Below are 25,954 nucleotides of genomic sequence, written 5' to 3' on the forward strand. Positions count from 1 at the left end.
GCTAAACTTTCTACTCCAAATCTGGTTTCTGTCGATTCAATTTCTTTTCTGACCGCTTCTTTTTAGATTTTAAACGTTTTCGAATAGCAGATTTAGAAGGTTTTGTAGCTTTTCTAGGTTTTATTTTTTTAAGTCCGTTTTTAATAACTTCTAAAAATCGCTTAATAGCAATTTCCTTATTTTTATGTTGACTGCGGCTTTCATCACAAAAAAGAATTAGGACATTCTCTTTGGTAAGCCTATTGGCTATTTTATTTAACAGTAGTTGTTTTTGGTCATCAGTAAGCTCGCTAGAATTTTCTACGTCAAAAGTCAATTCAATTTTTGAAGACACTTTATTGACATGTTGACCACCAGCACCACCACTTCTAATCGCTTTAAAGGAAAGTTCTTTTATTAGGTTTTCTATGTTCATAATCTCTCAAAGAAATAACTAAGGTTTGTATTATTTTCATTTTTTACATTGATGAAAAAACGAAACAAAAAAATCTAGTCTGTACAAGGAAATTGCTCTGCACCATTCGCTCTCAAAACTTCATGCTTAAAGTTATCGCTTTGCAATTTCGTTTCTTTACTCATTATTTCTAGCGTACCGACACCACTAAACTATAATACTTTTTCTATCTAAATAACCTTTCTAAATATTGATAATTAAACAATGTAACAAGGACCAAAACAACTAGGCTAACCTTTAAATTTAGTTAGAACTGACAATGGTTTAAAAATTATAATCAGTACCCATATCAGTGTTCTGATGTAAAAAGTGCATGTCTATATCTTCTAGATTTTTTGAAAAACTATCTAAATTAGTTCGTTCCGCTAATATTTTGTCAATAGCCTGAGTAGCCAATTTCAAACGGGTTCTTTTATCTCCTTTTAGCAAAATATAGGGTCTGTCATACTTTTTTAACGCATTTTCAAATGCATCAAACATTTCTTTTCGCATTTCTGGCTTGTCACGTAAATCGTCAGCTTCCCAAGGCGTATCAATATACGTTAACAAATATAAATCATAGGTGTTTTCAAGGGCTGCTTCATCTAATAACGGATTTACAAAGCCTCCATAATATTCTTCTGAATATACTTTTGTTTCGAGCAAATCGGTATCACATATCAAAACACTATCGGCTTTTTTAGCCAATTTATTTTCAAGTTTCATTTGCCCCTCTGCAATGGGTATCAAATCAGAATTTTCGCAGGTTTTACGGTAATTATTCCACTTATATTGAAGGTATTCACGTGCATATTCAGCAACCCATACAGTGTTATAATAACGTGCTAACTGCTCAGATAGTGTCGTTTTTCCAGTAGATTCTGGACCAAACAAGACTACTTTTACAACGTTTGCATCTTTTGATTGTCTAAGCTTTTCTTCCATTGTTTATATCCTAAATAAGCAATTACTAACAATATTATAAATTGAATTCCGGTAAACCCAAGTCCTTTTACAAAGTATAAAGGTATGGCTACAATATTTCCTAAAATCCACAATATCCAATGTTCTATTTTTTTAAGAGCCATTAACCACATTGCTGCGAAAAATATTCCAGTTGTAAAAGTATCCAAAAAAGGTGTTATTTTTCTAAAATCATCTAAACTTCCAGAAGTCATGTTGGTAATTGCATAGTTAATGCTCTCTGTGAAACCCAAATTATTTGGCATTACATTATAATAGCGATAGACTATGATTACAAATATTGAGGTAAAAACAAATATACCGAAAGCCTTTATTTTGTCCGATTTATTAGTACGTGATATAGGAATATGACTTTCCTTATCATCAATCACTTTACTCCACATATACCAACCAAAAATACTCATTATAGTATAGTAGATGTTAATGATAAAATCGCCGTAAAGCACAAATTTATAACAGATATAAACATAAATACAGGTACTTATAATCCCTAATGGATAGACTAAAATATTTTCCTTTTTTCCATACCAAACCCCAACAACTCCAAATAGCATTGCGGTAAACTCAAGAACAATATCTAATGTTGTTGCTGTACGATAAGGCTCTAAGAAAAAATCAATAATTTGATTCATAAGTGCTTCTATCTGTTTTAACAATTTTCATATACATTAATCCAATTTCAATTGAATGGAATGCTTTTTTTATCTCGCCTTGAAGTATATTAAAAACCTGATCATAGTCACCATATACTTGAGTGCTTAAGGGGTTTTCCAAGACTGTAAGTCCACTATTTCTTAAAGCTTTTATAAATTCTATGATAGCGGCCTCATAGTTGTCTTGTAATGGACTAAAAGTTAATTCAACTGATATTTTCATTGTTTATTTTGTTAAGAAAATGAATGTCTTGTTCAAAAGCAGTTCCAATAACAACAAGGTCAGCTCCAGCATCATATGCCTTTTCTAATTGCTCTTCGGTTCTAATGCCACCGCCAACAATTAGCGGAATATCTAATGCTGTCTTTACTTTTTTAATGATTTCTAGATTTACAACTTTTTTTGCCCCAGAACCTGCTTCTAAATAGATCAATCTTTTACCAGCATATTGCCCAGCTAAAGCCGTATTTATAACTAATTCTACCTCATTTTGAGAAATTGGCTTTGTTTTACTCACCTTTTGAACGGAAGTTTCAACACCACCATCAATTAAAATATACCCTGTGGACATAACTTCCAAGGATGAATTTTTAAGTTTTGGAATTGATTTAATTTGTTGGTGAATTAAATATTCAGGATTATCACCCGAAAGCAAAGAAAGAAACAAAATAGCATCTGCTAGGTTACTAATTTGAGTATAATCTCCAGGAAAAAGTATAATAGGTAATTGCGAAGTTTTCTTTAAAATTTTTACAAATTTTTCAGTTGCACCTTGATTAACGGTACTTCCTCCTACAAAAATAAAATCTGCTTTTTTGTTAATTTTCTCTGTTATTGAAGTAATGTATTGTGTCTCTAACAGTATTTTATCAGGGTCTAATAAAATAGCCAACAATTTTTTACCTTGTTGTACGGAATCAGTTATATGTTGGTATATGTTCAAGAGATTTTATAAAAATTCAAATATACGGATAGAAATTTAGCTATAACCCTCGTTTAATTGATTACTTCGTCAAGTGCATAGGTGCACATAAAACCTTCAAACTCTAAAAAGTGTATTTGGTAAGTACTTTTCTTGTTTTTATAGGTAATTGTTGCCGTTGTTTCTGTGTCTTCAAAAGAAAAATCGTCTACATAAATATGTTGTAAAAAGCTGAGTCCTTCTTGCTCATAAATTTTATAAAGAGCTTCTTTTGCTCCCCAAACAATGGTTAGTTTTCTCACTAATTCATATTCATTGGGTATGTGGTAATAATCCTCTGGCGTTGTAAATTTATGAGAGATACGCAAAATTTTATCACGTTGTTTTTCAATATCGATACCAACATGTTTTGTAGTACTCAGAATAATTCCTGTAAAAATAAAGGAATGTGTAATTGAAATAAAGTTACCATCTTTTAAATGTGGTTTTCCAAATTCATCGTAATACAAATCGGCATCAACATAACCAACTTCTGCTAATAAATGACGAATACTCATAAAACCTCTTTTATGCAATTCAGATTTCATTCCGTCAACACGATTTTGACATTTATCTGTGAGGGTAATACCCTTATTTAAAGTCTCAATTGACTCTTCAATTTTCCAAATTAATACTTTGGTGTTTTGATTAACTTTTAGAGTTTTATAAAGGGGCATAGATTTATCAAGTTATTTTGTAACTTTGCAGTCCGAAATTTTAATAATAAAAAAACACATTAATATGAGTTCTGAGACAGCAACATACATACCCTACAAAGTTAAGGATATTTCTTTAGCAGAATGGGGAAGAAAAGAAATTGAATTGGCAGAAGCAGAAATGCCTGGATTAATGAGTCTTCGTGAAGAATACAAAGATGAACAGCCCTTAAAAGGTGCACGAATTGCAGGTTGTTTACATATGACTATTCAAACTGCCGTTCTTATTGAAACTTTAACTGCTTTAGGAGCAGAAGTTACTTGGAGTTCTTGTAATATATTTTCTACTCAAGATCAAGCTGCCGCTGCAATTGCTGCAACTGGTGTACAAGTTTATGCTTGGAAAGGCTTAAGTGAAGAAGAATTTAACTGGTGTATTGAGCAAACCTTGTTTTTTGGTGAAGATAAAAAACCATTAAATATGATTTTAGATGATGGTGGCGATTTAACCAATATGGTATTAGATGACCATCCAGAACTAGTTGCTGGAATTAAAGGATTATCTGAAGAAACTACAACAGGAGTACACAGATTATATGACAGAATGAAGGAAGGTACGCTTACAATGCCTGCTATAAATGTAAATGATTCTGTTACTAAATCTAAATTTGATAATAAATACGGTTGTAGAGAAAGTGCGGTTGATGCGGTTAGAAGAGCTACGGACATTATGCTTGCAGGTAAGCGAGTTGTGGTTTGTGGTTATGGTGATGTTGGTAAAGGTTCAGCTGCTTCTTTTAAAGGTGCAGGGTCGATAGTGACCGTAACTGAAATTGATCCAATTTGTGCTTTACAAGCTGCAATGGACGGTTTTGAAGTTAAAAAATTAGAAAATGTTATCGGTAAAGCTGATATTATCATTACCACTACTGGTAATAAAGATATTGTAACTGGAAAGCATTTCGAACAAATGAAAGATAAAACGATAGTTTGTAATATCGGACATTTTGATAATGAAATAGCTGTTGAATGGTTAAATACGAATCATGGTGATACAAAAGTAGAAATCAAGCCACAAGTTGATAAGTATACTATTGATGGTAAAGATATTATTTTGTTAGCTGAAGGTCGTTTAGTAAATTTAGGTTGTGCAACTGGTCACCCAAGTTTTGTAATGAGTAATTCATTTACAAACCAAACGTTAGCTCAAATGGAATTATGGAAAAACCATGAAAACTATGAGAACAAAGTGTACATGCTACCTAAATATTTAGATGAAAAAGTTGCTCGTTTACATTTAGAAAAAATTGGTGTTGAACTAGAAACGTTGAGAGAAGATCAAGCAAAATACATTGGTGTAAAAGTAGAAGGCCCTTATAAACCAGACTATTACAGATATTAATGTAATTATAATAATTTCTATTCCTTTTACGTTTCAGGATATTCTTTTAATTATCTTTACAAAAACACAGAGAGTATGAATACTTTATTAGTTCCCGTTGGCTCGCCTAAAAAGGCATTAAATACATTGCAGTATGCTATAGACCTTGTTGAAGGTACGCAGGCAAAAATTTATTTAGTAAAAGCCTATGGTGTTACTAAAGTAGCGGGTAGTTTAAAAAACATGGATGCTTTTATGGAAGCTGAAGCTGATCATGACTTGGAGAACGTTATTGCCCATGTAGATAAAAAAGGAATAGAAATTATATCAAAATCTATTGGAGGAAGTGCAAAAGATATTATTAAACGAGTAGCCAAACAATTAAAAATTGATTTAATAGTAGCAGGATCTAGCAGTGATAGCAAAATTTTTATTGCTAAAACGCCAGGTTATTTAATAAAAAACACTGATTTACCCGTGTTATTTGTGCCTAGAAATTATCAATTTAAAAAAATTGATACGATTTTAATGGCCATTAAATCAGGTGTTATATCTCGTGAAAATTTATTATTACCATTACAAAAAATCATAAAATTACAGAAAAGTAAGTTAGAATTGCTAAGGGTAATAACACCTAATAGTTCTGATGAAGATGGTAATTTAGATGAAGGATTAAATGAATTACAAACAAATTATTCAACCTCTAAAAAGGAAACTATTTACGAGGGTCTTAAAGAAAGTATAAATAAAGTTTCTCCTGATTTAATTTGTGTAATTAGACGTAAACGAGGTTTTTTCAAAAGACTTTGGGCAAATGACAAAGTGTATAAAAAAGACTTTGAAAGTGATTTACCTTTATTAGTTTTAAAAGGATCAGAATAATTGATTATGGGGCATTAGCTCAGTTGGCTAGAGCACTACGCTGGCAGCGTAGGGGTCATCGGTTCGAATCCGATATGCTCCACATCAAGCAGAAAAACCACACGAAAGTGTGGTTTTTTATTTTATGAAAAAATCAACACCCGCAAGGGTGATGTGTTTTCTATTTGCAGAAACGGAACTTATTCGGATCAACGAAGTTAATCTTTGGTCTATATTAAAAGAAAACAATGTTTTCATAATGAAAAGATTCCCTTTTTGTAGATTATTTAGTGTAATATTAATAAATCCCATATAAATAGCAAATATTAAATAGCAATCGATGTAACAATTTTTTAAGATCATTTATTATGTCCATTTATCTTGCTCTATTATCTTTGTTTACTTTAATACTAAAAAAACAAACAATGAACAATCTAAAAAACAAAGTCGTTTATATAACAGGAGGCACGAAGGGTATCGGATTTGGTGTTGCCAAATGCTTAATTGCGGCTGGAATGCGAGTAGCAATAAGTGGTAGAAATCTTGAATCAGTAGAAGAAACAGCTACTGAACTGGGTAATGAAGACCAAGTGTTAGCAGTAGTATCTGATGTTTCAAATTTAAGCAATGAAAATGATGCTATTACAAAAATAATTGCAAAATGGGGACAACTGGATGTTGTGTTAGCAAATGCAGGTGTTGGTAAATTTGCACCCGTAGATCAACTTTCAGAATCAGACTGGAAGGCTATGATAGATACCAATCTTACTGGAGCATTTTTCTCTTTAAAAGCCTCTGTAGAAGCGTTAAAAAAATCAGAAGGGTATTACATTACACTCGCTAGTTTAGCAGGTACAAATTTCTTTGCTCAAGGTGCAGGATATAATGCTTCTAAATTCGGATTAGTTGGGTTTACACAAGCGGCAATGCTAGATTTACGTCAATACGGAATTAAAGTTTCTACAATAATGCCTGGTTCTGTTGCTACTTATTTTAATGACCATATTCCTAATGAAAAAGACGCATGGAAAATACAACCAGAAGATATTGGTAAATTAGTATTGGACTTGTTAACCATGAACCCGCGTACGTTACCAAGTAAAATTGAAGTAAGACCTACGAGACCAGATTTAAAATAAATTGCAAAGAAAAAGAGGGCTTATAATAAGCCCTCTTCTTTTACTAAAATAACAGAAAATTCTAAACGTGATCACCTAATTTATGGTGCTCATCGATTAACGGTCCACCTTCCATAATTTGTTCAGAAGCTTGATTTGCAAACTTTTCGAAATTTAAATGGAATGAATGTGCTAAGTTTATAGCTTTTCCAATATATGCACCTTTTTGTAACCAAGTATTCATTGGATCTAAAATTTCAATTGGCACATTTGGACAATATTTAGGCATAAACAATCCGAAGATTGGGTGTTGATGAAATTCTACATTGTCTAATTCACCTTTAATACTTTTTTTATAAATAAAATTATGGAAATGGTACAAGTAGAATGTATATATAACATAACGAATAAACACTGTTTCTTCTAAATTTACTTTGTAATTATTATTCATTTTTCTCAATAAAACTTCACAGAAAAAAGAATAATACATTCTTGATAGGTACAAAATAATGTTTTGAAGAAAATGATAATTTAGGATTATTAAAAAAAAGACAGTAACTTACTCAGCAACAGTATTATAATTTTAACATATTTCGAACTATGAGGACAAATATCTAAAGATATCCTCATTTATTAAGCTACAATATAACTGTATTTACTAAAAAAAAGTAAAAAGATGCAAGAAGAGCTTTCAATGGATCAAGATTTTATCAAAAAACTTTACGGCATCCTTGAAGTCAATCTTGAAAATGAGGAATTTGGCGTAAATGAGTTGTCAGAAGCAATAGGTATTAGCCGTTCTCAATTACATCGTAAATTGAAATCAATTGAAAGGAAGTCTGCCAGTCGATTTATTCGTGAGTATAGACTTCAAAAGGCTATGGAAATGTTACGAAATAATGCGGCAACTGCCTCAGAGATTTCATATAGCGTTGGTTTTGGAAGTCCTACTTACTTTAACACATGTTTTCGCGAATTTTATGGATATCCGCCAGGAGAAGTAAAATTCAGAAAAGAATCTAAACTAAAAGAAAATGATTTTATAGAAGGCTCTATTGTAGAAAATAATGCAGCTCCAAATCTTAAAAAACCAATAAGGCGAAATTTTATAGCTATTACCTCTTTAATAATTGTGTTATTAGCAGCAACAGCATATTACTTTTATCAAAATTCTAAAAACAAAATTGCTTCTGACTTTTCTGTAACTAAAACAAATGATAAATCTATAGCTATACTCCCATTCAAAAATTTGAGTAGTAATAAAGAAAACCAATATTTTGCAGATGGTATTATGGAAGTGATCTTAAATCACCTAACAAGTATTGAAGAACTAAAAGTAATTTCTAGAACCTCAATGGAGCAATATCGTGAGACGAATAAAACAATTCCTGAGATTGCAAAAGAATTGGGCGTATCGCATATATTACAAGCAAGTGTTCAAAAGGATAATGATGAAATTAGAATTATTTCACAATTAATAGATGCTAAAAATGATACACAAATTTGGTCAACTGATATAAAAAAAGAATATAAAGACATTTTTGAGCTACAGAGTACTATTGCTGAGCAGATTTCGAAGGAATTAAATACTGAACTTTCTGATGTTGAACGTATTCAAATTAAGAAAAAACCAACAAACAATCTAGAAGCCTATAATTTATATTTAAAAGGAGTCCATTTTAATCGCAGTGGTTCACCAAATAAAAGTGTATCGTATTTAGAACAGGCAATAGAAAAAGACCCTGAGTTTGCATTTGCGTATTCAGAATTAGCAGTATCACATATGATTTTAATGTCCAAAGGCAAAATATCTCCTAATAAAAATGTGAAAAAGACTAAAGAACTTGCTCAAAAAGCTATTGCATTGGATCATAGTATTGGAGAACCACACCATGTTCTTGCAACAATGCTGTTTCGGTATGAGTGGAATTGGAAAGCCGCAGAAAAAGAACTTTTAATTGCACTTAAATTGAATCCTAATAATCCTTTCACCCACTTAGCATATTCTAAGTTTCTAAAAAGTACAAATCGCATGGAGGAATCAAGAAAACATATTGATAAAGCCTTGACACTTGACCCTGTTTACCACGGTAATTATTTTGCTAGTGCTGAATATTATTATTGTTATGGTGATTATGAAAAAGCATTTTCAGAAAATAAGAAAGGGTTAGACCTAAAGATTAAATTTACTGAGACCAATTGGTTAAATTTTGAAATTTATGTGGCTCAAAAAAAATATGATAAAGCGATTGTAGAACTGCAAAAATTATATAAAGAGAAAGAGTCTCATGAAATAGATAAGATATACAAAAAATTTGGTATAAATGGTGTTTATAATTGGCTTATTAAGTTTGTTAAAAATAATTATAATACACCTTACTATTTAGCTCAAAATTACGCATTTATTGGAGAGCATGAGAAAGCATTATCACTGTTAGAAAAATCTGTAGAATTGAGGGTTTCAATATTAATAGATATCAATATAGATCCTAATTTTAAAAACCTTAGATCCGAGCCTCGGTTTAAAATTATTATAAAAAAAATGGGTTTAGATGTTTATTATAATGAATAACAAGTGAATTTTTCAGTATATCGTTTTTTTCTTACTTATACTTATTTTATTAGACTCTTAACACTTCCCTACAAAACTTCAAGTAATTCAACATAGTTTATAGACTTCAAATTATGTTTAAAAGACTTTAAAAATAGTATTAAATCAATTACAACATAGCTGTTAAGTAGCAACAGGTTATATGTACAATCTTTGCTAAAAATTAATTATTAATCTTAAAAATTAGCAGTATGAAAAATTTATTAATTGGTTTACTTATTATTGGATTAACCAACCTCAGTTATTCACAAAACTCTTTTAGAGAATTAGAAACAACTAAAGATTTAAGAATAAAACAGAGCATATCAACTGAATTAAAATCCGTATCTCTATTGAACGCTCCATATTTAGAAAAAGTTCAAAATGATGTGAAACCTAGCAATATTATGCAATTAGAACTTATGGCATTTAAATACAATATTAAAAAATTAATAAATCCAATTAATAGACCACAACTTTTAGTAGTTAAATTTTCGTGGTCTACTAATTGGCTTATTGCTAAATATGATCATAACGGCAAGATCTTATCAACTCATGAAGAATTTAAGGATTTTAAGCTTCCAAATCACATATTGAAATCCATTTCATTAAACCACCCTAATTGGTCAATTACAACTAATACTTATAAGGTTTCATATAATAGTATATCTGGTGTTAAAATGGGCTATATAGTCGTAATTAGAAAAGGTAATCAAAAAAAGAAAATACATTTTGATTCAAATACTAAGTATCCAACCAAAGCATCCGTAATAACAAATAATAATTTGAAATAAAGCACCGAATAGAATTATAATTCCGGAATTAGACTAAAATTAATTAGAAAAAAGAAATATATCAGTAAAGCGTAATATATACTTTAATCACTTAGTCTGATGCAACTCTTAGTTCAGACAACTGAAGAAAAAAAACCTATAAATCAGAAGAGCTATTTACTATTTTTTTTAGAAAACTATAGAACTATTTAATACAAACCATTTAAATAATTTATTATGAAAAATTTAATTAAAAAATGCTTGTTAGCAACAATTATATTATTTACAATTTCCTGTAATAGAAATTCAGGTGACATAGATGAAATCAATAACAATTTGAGTATCGAATCTATTAGGGAAGCTCCAGATGGTCCAAATGGAGAATTTATTTTAATTGACGGAGCGACATCATCACTTATTCGAACTGAAAACGGTATTACCGCAAACTTTAAAACGAAACAATTAATACCCGGAAATGCATATACTTTATGGTGGATTGTCTTTGGGGAAACTCCAGGGCCTCCTGCTTCGCTTTTTGCAGTAGGTCATGTGGTGGGTCAAGGCGGAAATAGAGACTTTTCTGCACATTTAAACACAAGTCCAAATTTTAAAAATCCATTAACAGCAGAAGTTCATATGGTTTTGCGTACTCATGGTGCAGCGGTTCGTGAAATAGTAGATGAACAGATTGGGGGATATTATGGCGGTTGTGATGAGAGTATGACATCGCCTGGAGGACCTGGTCTAATTTGGCCAGATTCTAATCAAATTGGTTATTGTGCAGACATGCAAGTTGCCAAGCACCCCGCTGTAAAATAAATATTTTATCAAGGAAAGTTACCTTAAGATTTGAAACTTCTCCCATGAATTATAGGTTAAAGTAAATAACATAAATACACAAAATCATCAAAAAGCTACATCCATATATAAGTTTTTTAAGAACAGACCCATTCACTTCAATTTTCACATTTAATTCAGAGAAGATATTGAAGCAATGAATGACCAAAATACTCATTTAAAAGTAAATGGATGGAAAATACAACCAGAAGATATTGGTAAATTAGTAGTGGACTTGTTAACCATGAACCCGCGTACGTTACCAAGTAAAATTGAAGTAAGACCTACGAGACCAGATTTAAAATAAATTGCAAAGAAAAAGAGGGCTTATAATAAGCCCTCTTCTTTTACTAAAATAACAGAAAATTCTAAACGTGATCACCTAATTTATGGTGCTCATCGATTAACGGTCCACCTTCCATAATTTGTTCAGAAGCTTGATTTGCAAACTTTTCGAAATTTAAATGGAATGAATGTGCTAAGTTTATAGCTTTTCCAATATATGCACCTTTTTGTAACCAAGTATTCATTGGATCTAAAATTTCAATTGGCACATTTGGACAATATTTAGGCATAAACAATCCGAAGATTGGGTGTTGATGAAATTCTACATTGTCTAATTCACCTTTTAAAATAGCAGAAATCATTGCTCTAGTGTATTTTAATTTAATACGAGAACCAACTCCGTAAGGTCCACCAGACCATCCTGTGTTGATTAACCAAACATTAACACCAGCATCTTCCATTTTTTTACTTAACATTTCAGCGTAAACAGTAGGATGCAAAGGCATAAATGGTGCTCCAAAACAAGCAGAGAATGAAGGTACTGGCTCAGTTACACCTGCTTCTGTACCTGCTACTTTAGCAGTATACCCAGAAATAAAGTGATAAGCAGCTTGACCTGGCGTTAACTTAGAAACTGGAGGCAATACACCAAAAGCATCTGCAGTTAAAAAGAAAATATTTTTGGGGTTATGAGCAACTGAAGGTACTTGAATGTTGTCAATGTTATAAATAGGGTAACTAACACGAGTATTTTGTGTAATTGAACCGTCTAAAAAATCAACTTCTTTAGTGCCTTTTTTAAATACTACATTTTCTAATAAAGCACCTGGCTTGATAGCTCTAAAAATGTCTGGCTCTTTTTCTTCTGATAAGTCAATTACTTTTGCATAACAACCACCTTCAAAGTTAAAGATACTGTTGTCTTCAGCCCAACCATGCTCATCATCACCAATTAATTTACGATCTGGGTCTGCAGACAAAGTAGTTTTACCTGTACCTGATAAACCAAAGTAAATTGCGGTATCACCTTCTTCACCAACATTGGCAGAACAGTGCATTGGCAACACGTTTTTATCTGTAGGCAAAATCATGTTTAATGCAGAAAAAATACCTTTTTTAATTTCACCTGTATAAGCTGAACCACCAACTAAAGCAACTTTTTTAGTAAAGTTTAAGATAGAAAAGTTCCCCTGACGGATACCATATGCTTTAGGATCTGGACATTCATAACCAGGAGCACAAAGTACTAACCATTCTTCATCAAAATTTTCTAATTCTTCAGCGTTAAGACGCAAAAACATGTTAAACACAAACATATTAGACCATGCATATTCTGTAACAGTTCTAACATTCATTTTGTATTTAGGATCAGCACAAACTGCCGCATCTCTCACATAAATTTCTTTACCAGAAAGATATTTTACAATTTCAGTTTCTAGTTTGTCAAAATTTTCAGGAGAAACTGGTTTGTTTACCTTACCCCACCAAACTCTATCTTTAGTATAATCGTCTTCTACTAAAAATCTATCTTGAGGAGATCTCCCAGTAAATTTACCTGTATTTATCGCTAACGTTCCATTTTCAGTTTCTACACCACCTTCTTTTGTAACAGCAATTTTTTGCAGTTCTTCGGTTGATAAATTCCAATGGGCAGTTACATCGTTTAACCCGTACTTTTCTAAGTTTAAATCTTTTTTCATTGTTCTTGAATTTTCTATATTATTTTAATCTAAAGTATTCTATTTTTTTATTGTCTGATTTAATTATGATATCCTTTTAAATCTTCAACAAATTTAAGGTAACAAATGTTTCATAAGCATGACATTTGTCATATGATTTTAGCTATTTTCGTCTTAAATTCTTACGAAAACGTTTGATTTTTATGTAATTATATAATATATCGTTAATTTATAAATAATATTGATTTTTGAACTATTTCCAAGAGATCTGGCGGTAATGACTTTTTCTCCCAAGGGTGTTTTCCTCCAAAAGAATGATTGGCATTTTCAATTATAAAAAGCTCACTATTTTTGTTCCAAGTGTTTAAATCTTTTGCTTCATTTAGAGGAACTGTTTCATCATCAGTTCCGTGAATAATCAACGTTGGAATTTTTAAATTTTGAGCTGCTGATTTTATATGTAATCGTTGCTTATTCTCTATAAAATTTTCATAAAACTTATAATAATGTGGCAGTTTCTGCTTGGTTCTAGAGTTTTCAATATAAGAGATACCATGCTTTTTCCAAAGGTCTAAAATTTCACCTGTAGGAAATCGAGATCCATAGTCAGAGACAGCCGCCCAAGTAATAACTTTACTGATACGGTTATCTTCACTTGCTTTTAGGGTAACAATGCCTCCTCCTCTTGAATGTCCTATTAAAATTATATTTGACAAATCAATTTCATCTTGATATTCACCTTTATTATTAATCCAGTCTATCACCGACTCTAAATCATCCAATTCTTTTATAAAATTGTTTTGTCCGAACGCCTCTAAATCTGGAAAGTCAATGGGTTGTTTTACAGTTCCTCCATTATGGGAAAAATTAAATTTAATAAAAAATATTCCATTTTGAGCAAATTTTTCTGCAACTAAATCCCAACATCCCCAATCTTTAAAACCTTTATAACCATGAGCAAAAATAACCACTGGCTTTGGCTTGTTATCTTCTAAATAAAATACGTCAGTTAAAATGGATTTTTGGTGTTTACCTTCTAACTGTATGTTCTTAATACTTTTCATCTATAATTTTCAATTTGTAAATGGTGATTCTTTTTCTAATATAGGAATATTTACATTAAATATTTCCAAAAGTAAAACCTTTAATTCATTTTCGAAAAGCTCAAGGTCATTTTTCTTTACTAAGGATTTATTTACTTTTAAAAAGCCCGCCTTTAAATTTTTAAAAGATATTATACCACTTTCAAGTGGATGTTTATCAATGTCTAAATTTTCAGATTTTGAATACAACAAGGCATAAAAAAGTACCTGAAAACTCTTACTATGCTTTTTATAATCTTTTGTAATTTGCGACCAATCGTTAATATTTAAATCATTCTGTAACACCTTACCTGTTTTATAATCAACTATTCTTAATGTTCCGTTAAGTTCATCAATTCTATCTGCTTCACCCACCAGTTTTATAGGAAAATTAATTCCGTCAATTTCTATTTCCAACGCTAATTTTTTCTCTAAAGCTAAAACCTTAAGATTACCCCCTTGTTTAACAAGTTTTAATTCCTGCTTCAAAAAGTTATTTACAAATTGTTTTGCCACATTATATACCAACAAATTCTTACCTGTAGAAATATTTCCATTATTATACACCTGATTAAACCATTTTTGAACCTCTGAAGGCACTTTTAATTTCATTTGAAGTAAATGCTCCTCTTTCAACATTTCGTTAATATAAGGCTCGTAAAACGCTTCCAATGTTTTATGGATAATTGTTCCTAAGGTATTTGCAGCTATTGTTTCTTCTACCTCTTCAATTTCTCTAATTCTTAATATTTTTTGATTGTAAAACTCTAGTGGGTTTAGTATATAATTTGTAAGTGTTGATGCTGAAAACCCCTTATTTGCTAAGGTTTTTAATTCATCATTTACAAAGTCATCCTTTTTAATTTCTTTAAATTCAAAATTAGTTTTTACCACATCAGGTGCTACAACTATTTTTTCAACTTCATCTTTTTTAAATATTTCTAATTGTGTTAAAAAACGGCTTTGCTCACCAGAACCATAACTATCCGCTTCCGTATTATAAATAGCATATATGCTTTCTGCTCTTTGAATCAATCTAAAAAAGTGATACGCAAAAATTGCATCTTTTTCTTTATACGTTGGCAACCCGACCTCTTGTTTTATATCAAATGGAATAAATGAATTATCTGACTTACCTCCTGGCAATACGCCTTCATTTACTGAGGTTATAATTATATTTTTAAAATCAAGTACACGTGTTTCTAATACCCCCATAACTTGTAAACCTGACAAAGGTTCACCTTGAAAAGATAACTTTTCAGATTTAAGCATTTGATTGTAAAATACATTAAGCGTTTTGATGTCAGTTATATGCCCAAATTTCTCATTGAGGTTCAATAATTGCTGAAAAATAGTATAAAATCTAAATAAATATTCTTTTTCAAGTGTATTCAAACTTTCATTTTCCCTAGCCAGATCGATAAACCTAATACAGTAATCGACCGCTACATTGGCATCATTTTTCCAATTCTCAAATAGAAATGACAGTTCTTTATACTCAGGATTGTTGTCTGCCAATTTTAATAGACTAGATTTAGAAAGGTAAGTAAAATTATTTGCTGCAATATTATAGAGCAAACGATCAATAATATCAGGTGTTTTAAATAAAGATTTTACCTGTGGATGATTTAAAACGGATATCACTTCTTTATAATAGAATGCTCCGTTTTTATGATGAATTTGAAGTTTAAATAAATAATCAAATAGATTACCAAGAGGAATGTTTTTAAGTTCATAACCCATGGTAATATTAACACTCTTTACTTCATTTGGTAATGAGTTTAATGAAGCACCAAGCATAGCTTCTTCTGCTAATACTAAAGCTGTATCTGAAAAACTATTACTTGTATTTGAAATATCCTTTAAAATTTCACCTGCATACTTTATTTGTGAAATATCCTTTGGGGTTCCTATTATTTTAATATTTTTTTTATTTGAAAACTCATTACATATCCATTGAAAATCATTTTTCTCAAAATAGTTCCAATTACTCTTATACCTATTAATAAATGTAGCAACTTGTGGATTATTTTTTATAAAAAAAGCATCTATATCCCAATAAATAGTCGCAATATCACTATCAAGTAAACCCTTAAATATTTTTTCTTCCGCCTTATTCAAAGCATTAAAACCAACAAGCACTAGTTTATCAGATGTATTATTGATATACCATTCAACATTGTCTGCAGCTTCTCTGTACTGTAAACCCTGATATCCAATTTTACTTTCAACTAAGTATGAATAAAGATTATCATAATAATTTTCAAATTTTTCATAGAACTTCACCTGATTTAAAATTAAATCCGTTTTCTGTTCACCTTTTAATAAGGTTTCTATTCTTTTTATATCGGTGAGATATGAAAATAAATGATTTGCGTCAACAAGGTGTCTGTCTATTTCATTAAAATCTTGTAAGAGTAACGGAGCCCATTTGGTGAAATTTTCAAAACTTTCTACTTTTGCTTCTTCTGTTGATGCTATATATACGGAGTAAAACTCAAATAATAATGTAGTACTATCTATTGCGTTAATTCCTGATAACTCTTCTATAAATTCTTCAATACTTATTATTTTAGGAAGTATTGTCGCCTTCTTTAATTTTGACTTCAGTATATTTTTTAAAAAAATGCCCGCCCTCTTACTCGGTAATACAAAAGTAAGATCTGTACTATTTTCATTTTTTGAAAGGATATCAATTACAACTCTATCTAGAAAACTTTGCATTAGCGGAATATTTTCAACAAATTTACGAAATGAGTTCCATAAAAAAAGCCATCCCTAATTGGGATGGCTTTTAATTTAATGTTTTTTTTAGCTTAGTTAGCTAAGTTGATTTCAACTCTTCTGTTTTGAGCTCTACCTTTTCTAGTTTTATTACTAGCGATTGGATTTGCTTTACCAAAACCTTTAGAAGCTAATCTATCAGATGGAATACTTTTTCCTACTAAATAGTCTAATACAGCTTTTGATCTTTCTTCAGATAATCTTTGGTTTGTTTTATCAGAACCTGAACTATCAGTATAACCATCTATGCTGAAATTAGAATCTTTAAATTCTTTCATGATATCAGCTATTAAATCTAATTTTTCAGCAACACCTGGTCTGAAAGTAGACTTACCTGAGTTAAAGTAGATTGCTTTTGCAAACTCATCTAATTTAGCTTTAGCTTCAACAGTAATTACTTTTTCAGGACAACCTTGGTTAGAAGCAGGACCTGCTTCATTCACACAGTTATCATCTTTATCAAATACACCGTCATTATCAGCATCTGGCCAAGGACAACCTTTGTTTTCTTTAGGACCAGCTACATCAGCACACTCATCATCTTTGTCATATACACCGTCACCATCAGCATCAGGACAACCGTTATTTGCAGCAGTACCAGCATCATTTGGACATTGATCATCTTTATCAGCTACACCATCACCATCAGCATCAGGACAACCGTTTAGAGCAGCTAAACCAGCAACTTCAGGACAAGCATCATCTGAATCTTTTATACCATCACCGTCAGTATCAGGACAACCATTGAAAGCTTCTAAACCGAATACTTCAGGACACTCATCATCTTTATCATAAACACCATCACTATCAGTATCTTTTCCACCAAATCTGATTGTTATACCAGCAGCATGTTGGAAATGAGGTAGTACATTATCTTCATCAAATGAATGTTTGTAAGCAGTTTGTACATTAATACCGATAAAATCGTTAAACCAAAAGTTAACACCAAGACCACCATTTGCAGTACCTGCACTGTTATCATCAATAAATTGGTAACCTCCACCTATGTGTACATAAGGATCGAACCATTTTTTACCTCCCCAAAGGGTATTTAATGCATATCTAATATCTAAATCAGCACCAATGTAAGATAAATCACTTGCAGAAACATCTCCAATGTTTTCTATTTTATTTAAAGAACCAGCTAAACCTAAAGAGAAACCACTACCTAAATATCTACCAACTCTAAGTCTTGAGATAGAAGGAATAATATTATAATGGTCGTCTATGTTTACAAATTCATCAAACCATCCTGCAGTCCCCGCTGCTCCAGAATTTGTAGGATAAAAATCTACTGCGTTAGCTCCAAAGTCAATAGACCAAGGATTGTTTTCGTCCTGTGCATTCATGCTGAAACCAGCAATAAGAGCAACAACGAATAAAACTTTTCTTAAGTGTTTCATTTTAATTAATTTAAATTATAGTTTCTGTTTTTCAAATTTGGTGCAAATATACGAATTATAGTATATCTGCAATTTTTTATTAATATTTTTTTAACATTTAGAATACGTAACGTTAAATGTAGTGATATTATTATCTCTAATAGAAAGTTGCTCTATTATCCTCTATATCAGCAAACTTTTTTAACACACTATAAACTTTAGCACCTTTAGTTTTATTTACATTTTTTACAGTACTAACAGCACCTGCATAATTTTCCAAGGCAGCTGGACTATCTTTCTTAAGAATTTTAGCAGCAAAAACTCCATTTTTAGTATCTATACCTGAATATAATTTATTTTCTTTTAAATAGACAAGAACTGAAACCACTTCCTCTGCTCTTCCAATACCTGGTAAAATTGGACTCCCCAAAGATACTGCCTTTGATGACTGAACATTAGTGTTAAATGATTTTGCAATCTCTTGTAAATTATCAGCTTTCATCTGTTCTTTAATTAAATTACTCTTTTTTTCATTTAGTAATTTAGTTCTCAGTGATGCTTTTGCCGCACCTACACTCAGACCTTTATTATGCTTACCTGTTAATTTAGCCACAACATAACCACCTTCAGTATCGAAACGTTTAATATCATTAACATTACTTTCTGAATTAAAAGCCCAAGTAATCATTTGTCTTTGATTACTTAAGTTTGAAACTCTTTCGTCCATAGCTTTTAAACCAACAGCTGGCTGAACTGTTAAACCTTCTTCTTTAGCTAGTTCTTCAATATCCTTCCCATCAGTTAATGCCGAAGCAAATGTTTCAGCTTTTTGATATGCAATACTTTCCGTTTCATCAGAAGCGACAATCTCTCTTGCAAAAGTTGCTAACTTCACATTTTTTTGCATATTTTTTTGGTCTTGAATATCTATGATATGAAATCCAAATTGCGATTTTACGATACCTATTTCACCTACTTTATTTTCAAAAGTAAAATCTCTAAATTCAGGTACCATTGTTTGATATACGAACCAATCTAAATCTCCTCCTTTTGCTCCACTTCCTGTATCAGAAGACAATGTTTTTGCTAAATCAGCAAATCGCGATTTATCATTTTTAACAATAGTTAATAAACTATCAGCAGTTGTTTTAGCTTGAGCTTCTGTTTGTGTTATAGAAGGATCATTAGTAGTTCCTAAAAAAGGAATTAGAATATGACGAGCCTTAACTGAATCTGGCATTTGTTTTACTGCAACCAATTTTGTTACTTTAAAATAATTACCTTCTTTATAAGGGCCATAAACGTCACCAACATTAAGTTTAAAAACAGTATCCTTTAAAATAGGACTTACTCTAACCTTGGTATAAAAGTTATTATCTAAAGGTATATCAGAAGCATTATTTCTGAAAAAGTCTTCAACATTATCTGTATCAGACAAACCTTTAACATTTACATTCCCTTTTGCTGCTGAACTATATTCTTCTCTATCATTAATAATTTTTTCAACCTCTCCTTTAATAGCTGCTTGATCTTCTGCAGAAGCTTTGATATCAAATCGAACAAAACTTATATCGCGAGAAGCTTCAGCTTTGTAATCATTTGGATGACTTCTTACATATTGCTCTATTTCGCTATCTGTTACTGCAACAGCACTGTCAGCAATATATGTATAAGGTACATAAACATACTCCAAATCAAGTTTTGTATTATTTGCCATGTAATAACGCTCCCCTTCTTTAAAGGTGGCACCTAAACCAGCTGAAACAAGATTATTGTAAGTTCTTAACTCTAAATTATTTTTAATATTTCTTTCGTAATCTAACCAACTTAACCAAGCCTGTCTACTATTAGCATCATCATCTTTAGCATCATTTAAAGTAGCAATATGCTCCTTAAACATATCTTCATCAAAAAGTCCAGCAGCGTTTTTAAATTGAGCACCATCTTTAACCCATGATTGTTTCAAAATTTCATCCCATACATCTTTTTCACCAACGGTAACTCCAGATTTTTCTAATTGAGCTTTGTAAATTTTCTGACGTACTAAATTTTCCCAAGCTCCATTTACATTTTGCATTTGGGTTCCTCTGCCTCCAGACATAGACTTTTGCTGCTCTACCATTTGAGCAAATTCTTCCCTACCAACATTTTCTCCGTTTATTTCTCCAATAGAGTTAGCTTCACTTCCAAAGCCTCCTCTAGTAAAAACATCACCTATTACAAATGAAAATAATGCCAACGCAATCACGATTATTAAAAATAATGAACGCTCTCTAATTTTACCTAAAATTGCCATTTTATATGTGTATAAATTTAATTATGATTTTTATAAGCTAAAGTTGCGAATTCAATAGAACAAACCTTAGTTTAAATTCAGTCCGCGAAAATACAAAAAAATTAAAAGATTGAAGAAGTAATAAGTCAAATAATTTAATATCCATAAGTGGTTTATTCTTCTTTATACAATACTTTCAGATAAACTTGCTCTATTTTAGATGAAGAAACTTCAAGAATTGTAAATTGAAAACTATCAATTTCTATTATTTCGTCTTTCTGAGGAATGTTTTCTGTTGCATCAACAATTAAGCCTCCAAGAGTCTCATAAGCATCACTTTCAGGTAGGGTCAAATTATAGGTTTCATTAATATAATCAACCTCTAAACGGGCTGAGAACTCAAACTCTCGATCATTTATCTTATTTTCTAAAAATTCAATGGTATCATGCTCATCTTCTATATCACCAAACAATTCTTCAATAATATCTTCAATAGTAATTAAACCTGAAGTACCTCCATATTCATCAATAACAACGGCTACACTTTTTTGCTTCTTCGTTAGGTCATTTAATATATCATTAATCATCATTGTTTCCGGAATAGTCTCTATAGGAAGCAACAGCGAACGGATTGTTTTAGGATTTTTAAACAATTCAAAAGCATGTATATAACCAATTACATCATCTAATGATTCTTTATAAACAATAATTTTCGACAATCCAGTTTCAACAAAAAGATTTTTTAAGTTTTTAATTGTATCGGTAACATCAATAGCAACAATATCCGTTCTTGGTATCATAGCATCTCTTGCCCTAACATTATGAAAATCTAATGCATTCTGAAAAATTTGTATTTCAGAATCTACTTCTTCATCAGAAATTTCTAACTGCTCATTAATATAATCCCCTAATTCTGCCTTAGTAAATGCCAATTGCACATCGTCTTCTTTTGTATTAAAAACTACGCGAAGTACAAAATCAGAAATAACCATTATAAAACTTGAAATAAAATAAAACAGCAAAAAGAAAATATAAGCGGGTATGGCAAATATTTTTAGCGTTTCATTGGAATAAATTCTAAAAATTGCTTTAGGTAAAAACTCCGCCGACACTAATATAATTAACGTAGAGATAATAGTTTGAACCAATAAAACAACAAAATCGTTATATAAATAAGGTTCGAGGTAAGGCATTAGTAGTTCGCCCATATAATAACCGTAAACTACCAAAGCTATGTTGTTACCTACCAACATGGTTGTAATAAATTTCGAAGGATTTCCTGTTAACTTGGTCAAAACACTAGACAAAAAAGTGTCTTTTTTCTTTTCAAGCTCAATATGCATTTTATTAGCGGAAATAAAAGCAATTTCCATCCCTGAAAAGAAAGCAGATAATAAAATTGAAATGATAATTATGATAATTTGTACTTCCAATTTTTTAATTATTTAGTTTGGTCATTTCCTTTTTGATATTGACCAGCCTCAATCTTTTTTCTAAAATGTTTTTTAAAAAAGTACATAAAGGTGGCGAGCACAGCAAATATCAATAAAAAATAGGAGTTATTTCGTTCTCCTGGTTTATTAAACCTATAAATGCCATCTACAAATAAAATAATACCAATAACTAAATATCCGTATTCAAAAAAGCGTCTTAAATTTTTCATTATTCTCTATATAATAAACATAAAATCAGTTAACTCATTCTTTAATAATGTCTACTTCCAATTGAAACACCTCTAGCTCCTTTTATAACAGGAACCAATTACTATTATTTAATACTATTGTCTACTACTTCGTTACTTTCATTTACATATACAATTCCGCTTGGGTTGCTCGTAATTACCTTAGATAAATCCTCATTTGATTCAAAACCAGAACCTTTTATCGAGTCTAATTTTCTGTAAAGCCTAAAAGCCTTTTCCGTATAAATATAGTGTGTTTTTTGATCCCAAAAAAGTTGATCTGTATACAATTTACTGTTGTCTTTATGATTTATGACCACAACATTTCCTTTTACTTCAGAAATTAAGGTCTTACCATAGGTTTTCGCATAATCGCCAATTAAGGTAATAGAATCACCCAACTCATCGTAAGTAGTCACTTCTATACCTTCTGGAAACTCCTGATAGGGATGCTCTTTTCTATTGGCAAAATCCTTCATTAATGGAGTAAGGAGTTTTGTTTGAACCATCCCAGAGTCTGTATGAATTAAATACACATCATGAGCTACACCAATTGGTAAATTCTTTTCTGCTAAAAAATCTTGGACTTCTTTAATATTATTACCACACGAAAAAAGTTGTACTACTATAAGAATAACAGCAAAAACTTTAACACAGAAATTTACAACCTTAAACATTCGGTAAAATTACGGAATAATAACGTTCTGAAATCATTGAAATTTAAAAGACTTAAAACATTTAATTCTTATAAGGATTGAAAGTAACCGTTTCATCTATCCAGCATTTAATTTCAAAGGAAGTTTTATCCTTACTCTCTTTAGAAGGAAAGCAGATAGTGCTTCTACCAGGAGCGTTCTTCGTGTACGCATCAATATACCTTTCTGCTTTTGCGGTAACGCTAGGGTCAACCTCTTTGGCTTTTTTTGCTTTGTCAGCGGCTGCAACATAAACTAACCTTTTACTGAACTCATCATCTCCACAGCTATTTGCACTACTGGCATAAAGATTAGCTCTTAGTAAATAAGCATCACCATAACTTGGCCTAACTTCCAATGCTTTTATAGCATAACTTCGAGAAATAGATTTACTTTTTCTTTTATATAAATAAGCAATTTTCAATAAGTAGCCCGCCTTTTTATAAGGATCTTTTTCTGCATCAATACGTTTCCTTAGTTCTAACCAACCCGAAGAATTACTTTCGTTAGGAAATAAATTGTTATAAACCAATTTTGCGAAAATAGATTCATCTGCAACTTTCCATGCTTTCACCATTTTAGGATAGAGCTTATTATTTTCACAATCATTTCTATATAATCTTGTTATACCACGCTTTAACCATGTGGCATTTGTTTTATTAGTTTTATAACCAATTTTATATAATTGTATTAGTCTGTTACAATCCGCTAATGGACCATGAGTTTGGTCTAAAATGGGTTCAACTTGACTTAAACCTCTTAAGTGAATTGTATTATTTTTTTGTTTTAACTTCTCTTTAGCTGTTAATGCTTCTCCGTTGGCTGCTTTTTCATTTAATCTATCTAATTCTACGGACAACATATCCATTTTATGATGTACCGCATCCATTACATAATCATACGTATCAAATACTATTTGAGGATCAAAATCTTTATTTCTATCAGTTATTTCTTTAAAATAAAGCACCAAATTTTTAATACTCATTTCTATTGGATCCGCTTTGAAAGCAAGTTCTAATTTTTCAAAAACGGCATCATTTGATGTTCCTCTTTCCCTTAAAGAAATGGCCCAGTCACTGTATGCCTTAGCAGAGTTTTTTGGAAAATATTGAATTCTTTGTCTAAAAATACTATCTATTAATAGACCTGCGTTTTCCTTGTCTTCATTATAAGAATTTTCATACTTATGTTCAACTATTTTTAAACCATACGTATAAATTTGAATTGAATATTCTGGACAGTTTTTGAATGTCAATAACCAAGGTTTATATGCTTTTCCATATTTCTTTGCTTTAGTATACTCTACAAATTCAAGTAAATTCTTCTTACAATCAAAGTTTGAATTTATTTTGGTGGTATCCTTTTGCGAAAAAACACCTTCAATTATTAATAGACTTAAGAGTATTAATAACTGAAGGTGCTTCGTCAAAATTTTGTTTTTAGATTTCTATAAATCTACGGAATTCTTACCGTTGTACCAATCCAACAACCTATTTTATATGAATCTCCGGATTTTTTACCTTGATTAAAAATTAACTTTTTAGAAGGAGCATTTTTTAAATAACCTCTTATAGATCTATTTGCTTTTGTTGCAATTCCTGGATCTACCGCTTTTGCTTTAGCTGCCATATTTGCTGCCGCAACATAAACCATACGTTTGCTAAATTCATCAGTACCACAACTATTTGCACTACTACTATACAAACTCGCTATAAATAAATATGCATCACCATAACTTGGTCTTTCTTTTAAGGCCTTATAAGCATAACTTCTAGCTGTAGATTTGCCTTTATGTCTGTATTGATATGCAATACCTAACAATAATTTTGCTTTTTTAAACGGATCAGTTTCTAAATCAATCGCCTTATTTTTATACTCCAATGCCTTTGCAGACTCACCTCGTTCTTCTAAAATACCTGCATAGAAAATATATGCATTAGCAGATGGCTCTGCATGTACCCATGCTTCTACCATTTTAGGATAAAGCTCATCTCCCGTACATTCTTTATAATACATTCTAGATACTGCTCTCTTCAACCATTTCGCATCTGCTTTATTAGCTTCAAAACTCTTTTTGTATAAGGGAATTAACCTTTCACAAGTTGCTACTTCACCTAGTGTTTGATCTAAAATTGGTTCCACTTGACCTAAACCTCTAAGATTAATGGCGTTGTTTTTTAACTTTAATTTTTCTTTAGAAGTTAATATTTTCCCCAAAGAGTCTTTTAACTTTAATTTATCCAACTCTTCTGATAGCATATCCATTTTTCCATTTACACCATCTAAAACATCATCGTAAGTATCAAAAACCTTTTGCGGATCAGTATCTTTATTTCTTTCTGTTACCTCTTTAAAATAAAGAGCTAAGTTTTTTATACTCATATCCGTCGGGTCCTCTTTAAAAGCAGCTTCTAATTTTGCAAAAACATCATCATTTGAAGCTCCTCTTTCTTGTAAAGAAATAGCCCAATCACTATATACCTTAGCGGAATTTTTTGGAAAATGAACTAAACGTTTTGTATAAATTTCATCGATTAACTTGCTCGCAGCTGCTTTATCTGTACCTTTTTCATACATGTTTTCTGCTATCTTTAGACCATCAACATATATATACAAAGAAGCTTTTGGACAGTTATCGTAGCACCATTTCCACATATCATAAGCACCATCAAAATTACCAGCTTTTACACTTTCGTGAAACAGCGATAAATTTTGTGTGCACTTTGTCGGTTCAGCTCCCAACTTATCATCTTGTGCATAAACATTGCTCAATCCTGTTACCAGTAATAAGCCTAAAACCAAATTTGTAATTTTTCTTTCCATTTTAAAAGGTATTAATTAAT

At 31.0% G+C, this 25,954-nt stretch carries 23 protein-coding genes, 1 tRNA gene and 1 pseudogene; 8 read left to right on the forward strand and 17 right to left on the reverse strand.

Annotation, left to right across the window (positions count from 1 at the left end; translation table 11 throughout):
- Positions 1 to 10 precede the first annotated feature (10 nt).
- From arfB to JBL43_RS06665, 6 genes are all read right to left on the reverse strand, one after another.
- A complete protein-coding gene (gene arfB, locus JBL43_RS06640) occupies positions 11 to 415 on the reverse strand; it encodes an alternative ribosome rescue aminoacyl-tRNA hydrolase ArfB (protein ID WP_198840681.1) in 405 nt (134 codons plus the stop codon).
- A 303-nt stretch (positions 416 to 718) separates the two neighbouring features.
- Positions 719 to 1,378 carry an AAA family ATPase gene (locus JBL43_RS06645; RefSeq protein ID WP_198840682.1) on the reverse strand — a complete coding sequence of 220 codons (660 nt, stop codon included), beginning with the start codon at positions 1,376 to 1,378 and terminating at the stop codon, positions 719 to 721.
- Positions 1,336 to 2,049, reverse strand: a complete 714-nt coding sequence (pnuC, locus tag JBL43_RS06650; protein WP_198840683.1) for a nicotinamide riboside transporter PnuC — start codon at positions 2,047 to 2,049, stop codon at positions 1,336 to 1,338. The genes JBL43_RS06645 and pnuC overlap by 43 nt, the downstream gene beginning before the upstream one ends.
- Positions 2,033 to 2,293, reverse strand: coding sequence for a thiamine-binding protein (locus JBL43_RS06655; RefSeq protein WP_198840684.1), 261 nt, complete (start codon positions 2,291 to 2,293; stop codon positions 2,033 to 2,035). The genes pnuC and JBL43_RS06655 overlap by 17 nt, the downstream gene beginning before the upstream one ends.
- A complete protein-coding gene (locus JBL43_RS06660; RefSeq protein WP_198840685.1) occupies positions 2,277 to 3,014 on the reverse strand; it encodes a phosphoglycerol geranylgeranyltransferase in 738 nt (245 codons plus the stop codon). The genes JBL43_RS06655 and JBL43_RS06660 overlap by 17 nt, the downstream gene beginning before the upstream one ends.
- Before the next feature lie 53 nt (positions 3,015 to 3,067).
- A complete protein-coding gene (locus tag JBL43_RS06665) occupies positions 3,068 to 3,709 on the reverse strand; it encodes a 4'-phosphopantetheinyl transferase family protein (RefSeq protein ID WP_198840686.1) in 642 nt (213 codons plus the stop codon).
- A 64-nt stretch (positions 3,710 to 3,773) separates the two neighbouring features.
- Between JBL43_RS06665 and ahcY the strand changes: the two genes are divergently transcribed.
- From ahcY to JBL43_RS06685, 4 genes are all read left to right on the forward strand, one after another.
- A complete protein-coding gene (gene ahcY / locus JBL43_RS06670; protein WP_198840687.1) occupies positions 3,774 to 5,090 on the forward strand; it encodes an adenosylhomocysteinase in 1,317 nt (438 codons plus the stop codon).
- A gap of 75 nt (positions 5,091 to 5,165) precedes the next feature.
- Positions 5,166 to 5,951, forward strand: coding sequence for a universal stress protein (locus JBL43_RS06675; protein WP_198840688.1), 786 nt, complete (start codon positions 5,166 to 5,168; stop codon positions 5,949 to 5,951).
- 8 nt (positions 5,952 to 5,959) lie between these two features.
- Positions 5,960 to 6,033, forward strand: a tRNA-Ala gene (locus JBL43_RS06680).
- Positions 6,034 to 6,355: 322 nt separating this feature from the next.
- The gene (locus JBL43_RS06685; protein WP_198840689.1) at positions 6,356 to 7,069 is read left to right on the forward strand and encodes an SDR family oxidoreductase; all 714 of its coding nucleotides are present in this window, start codon (positions 6,356 to 6,358) and stop codon (positions 7,067 to 7,069) included.
- 61 nt (positions 7,070 to 7,130) lie between these two features.
- Here the strand turns inward: JBL43_RS06685 and JBL43_RS06690 are convergent, their stop codons facing one another.
- On the reverse strand, positions 7,131 to 7,499 hold the full coding sequence (locus tag JBL43_RS06690; RefSeq protein ID WP_233098711.1) for a hypothetical protein: 369 nt from the start codon (positions 7,497 to 7,499) through the stop codon (positions 7,131 to 7,133).
- Between the two features lie 225 nt (positions 7,500 to 7,724).
- Here JBL43_RS06690 and JBL43_RS06695 point away from each other — a divergent pair, with 225 nt between their 5' ends.
- The 4 genes and pseudogenes from JBL43_RS06695 to JBL43_RS06710 form a co-directional block, all read left to right on the forward strand.
- Positions 7,725 to 9,620 carry a helix-turn-helix domain-containing protein gene (locus JBL43_RS06695; RefSeq protein ID WP_198840690.1) on the forward strand — a complete coding sequence of 632 codons (1,896 nt, stop codon included), beginning with the start codon at positions 7,725 to 7,727 and terminating at the stop codon, positions 9,618 to 9,620.
- 230 nt (positions 9,621 to 9,850) lie between these two features.
- Positions 9,851 to 10,432, forward strand: coding sequence for a hypothetical protein (locus JBL43_RS06700; RefSeq protein ID WP_198840691.1), 582 nt, complete (start codon positions 9,851 to 9,853; stop codon positions 10,430 to 10,432).
- Between the two features lie 216 nt (positions 10,433 to 10,648).
- Complete coding sequence (locus tag JBL43_RS06705) at positions 10,649 to 11,230, forward strand: hypothetical protein (RefSeq protein ID WP_198840692.1); 582 nt, start codon at positions 10,649 to 10,651, stop codon at positions 11,228 to 11,230.
- A 205-nt stretch (positions 11,231 to 11,435) separates the two neighbouring features.
- Positions 11,436 to 11,555 (forward strand): annotated as a pseudogene (locus JBL43_RS06710) (short-chain dehydrogenase); the annotation flags it as partial.
- 61 nt (positions 11,556 to 11,616) lie between these two features.
- Here JBL43_RS06710 and pckA read toward each other — a convergent pair.
- From pckA to JBL43_RS06760, 10 genes are all read right to left on the reverse strand, one after another.
- The gene (gene pckA, locus JBL43_RS06715; protein ID WP_198840693.1) at positions 11,617 to 13,233 is read right to left on the reverse strand and encodes a phosphoenolpyruvate carboxykinase (ATP); all 1,617 of its coding nucleotides are present in this window, start codon (positions 13,231 to 13,233) and stop codon (positions 11,617 to 11,619) included.
- Positions 13,234 to 13,436: 203 nt separating this feature from the next.
- Entirely contained in the window at positions 13,437 to 14,276 is an 840-nt protein-coding gene (locus JBL43_RS06720; RefSeq protein ID WP_198840694.1) for an alpha/beta hydrolase family protein, read from the reverse strand.
- Between the two features lie 9 nt (positions 14,277 to 14,285).
- A complete protein-coding gene (locus tag JBL43_RS06725; protein WP_198840695.1) occupies positions 14,286 to 17,018 on the reverse strand; it encodes a PD-(D/E)XK nuclease family protein in 2,733 nt (910 codons plus the stop codon).
- Between the two features lie 92 nt (positions 17,019 to 17,110).
- Positions 17,111 to 18,481, reverse strand: a complete 1,371-nt coding sequence (locus tag JBL43_RS06730) for an OmpA family protein (RefSeq protein ID WP_198840696.1) — start codon at positions 18,479 to 18,481, stop codon at positions 17,111 to 17,113.
- 136 nt (positions 18,482 to 18,617) lie between these two features.
- Positions 18,618 to 20,756, reverse strand: a complete 2,139-nt coding sequence (locus tag JBL43_RS06735) for a peptidylprolyl isomerase (protein WP_198840697.1) — start codon at positions 20,754 to 20,756, stop codon at positions 18,618 to 18,620.
- Between the two features lie 152 nt (positions 20,757 to 20,908).
- Entirely contained in the window at positions 20,909 to 22,168 is a 1,260-nt protein-coding gene (locus JBL43_RS06740) for a hemolysin family protein (protein WP_198840698.1), read from the reverse strand.
- A gap of 8 nt (positions 22,169 to 22,176) precedes the next feature.
- On the reverse strand, positions 22,177 to 22,398 hold the full coding sequence (locus tag JBL43_RS06745; protein WP_198840699.1) for a hypothetical protein: 222 nt from the start codon (positions 22,396 to 22,398) through the stop codon (positions 22,177 to 22,179).
- A 104-nt stretch (positions 22,399 to 22,502) separates the two neighbouring features.
- Positions 22,503 to 23,093: an LPS export ABC transporter periplasmic protein LptC gene (gene lptC / locus JBL43_RS06750; protein WP_198840700.1), complete on the reverse strand. Its 591-nt coding sequence runs from the start codon at positions 23,091 to 23,093 to the stop codon at positions 22,503 to 22,505.
- A gap of 61 nt (positions 23,094 to 23,154) precedes the next feature.
- Entirely contained in the window at positions 23,155 to 24,540 is a 1,386-nt protein-coding gene (locus JBL43_RS06755) for a hypothetical protein (protein WP_198840701.1), read from the reverse strand.
- Between the two features lie 26 nt (positions 24,541 to 24,566).
- Positions 24,567 to 25,934, reverse strand: a complete 1,368-nt coding sequence (locus JBL43_RS06760; protein ID WP_198840702.1) for a tetratricopeptide repeat protein — start codon at positions 25,932 to 25,934, stop codon at positions 24,567 to 24,569.
- Positions 25,935 to 25,954 lie beyond the last annotated feature (20 nt).

This window comes from Aureibaculum flavum (assembly GCF_016406085.1).
Taxonomy (GTDB): domain Bacteria; phylum Bacteroidota; class Bacteroidia; order Flavobacteriales; family Flavobacteriaceae; genus Aureibaculum; species Aureibaculum flavum.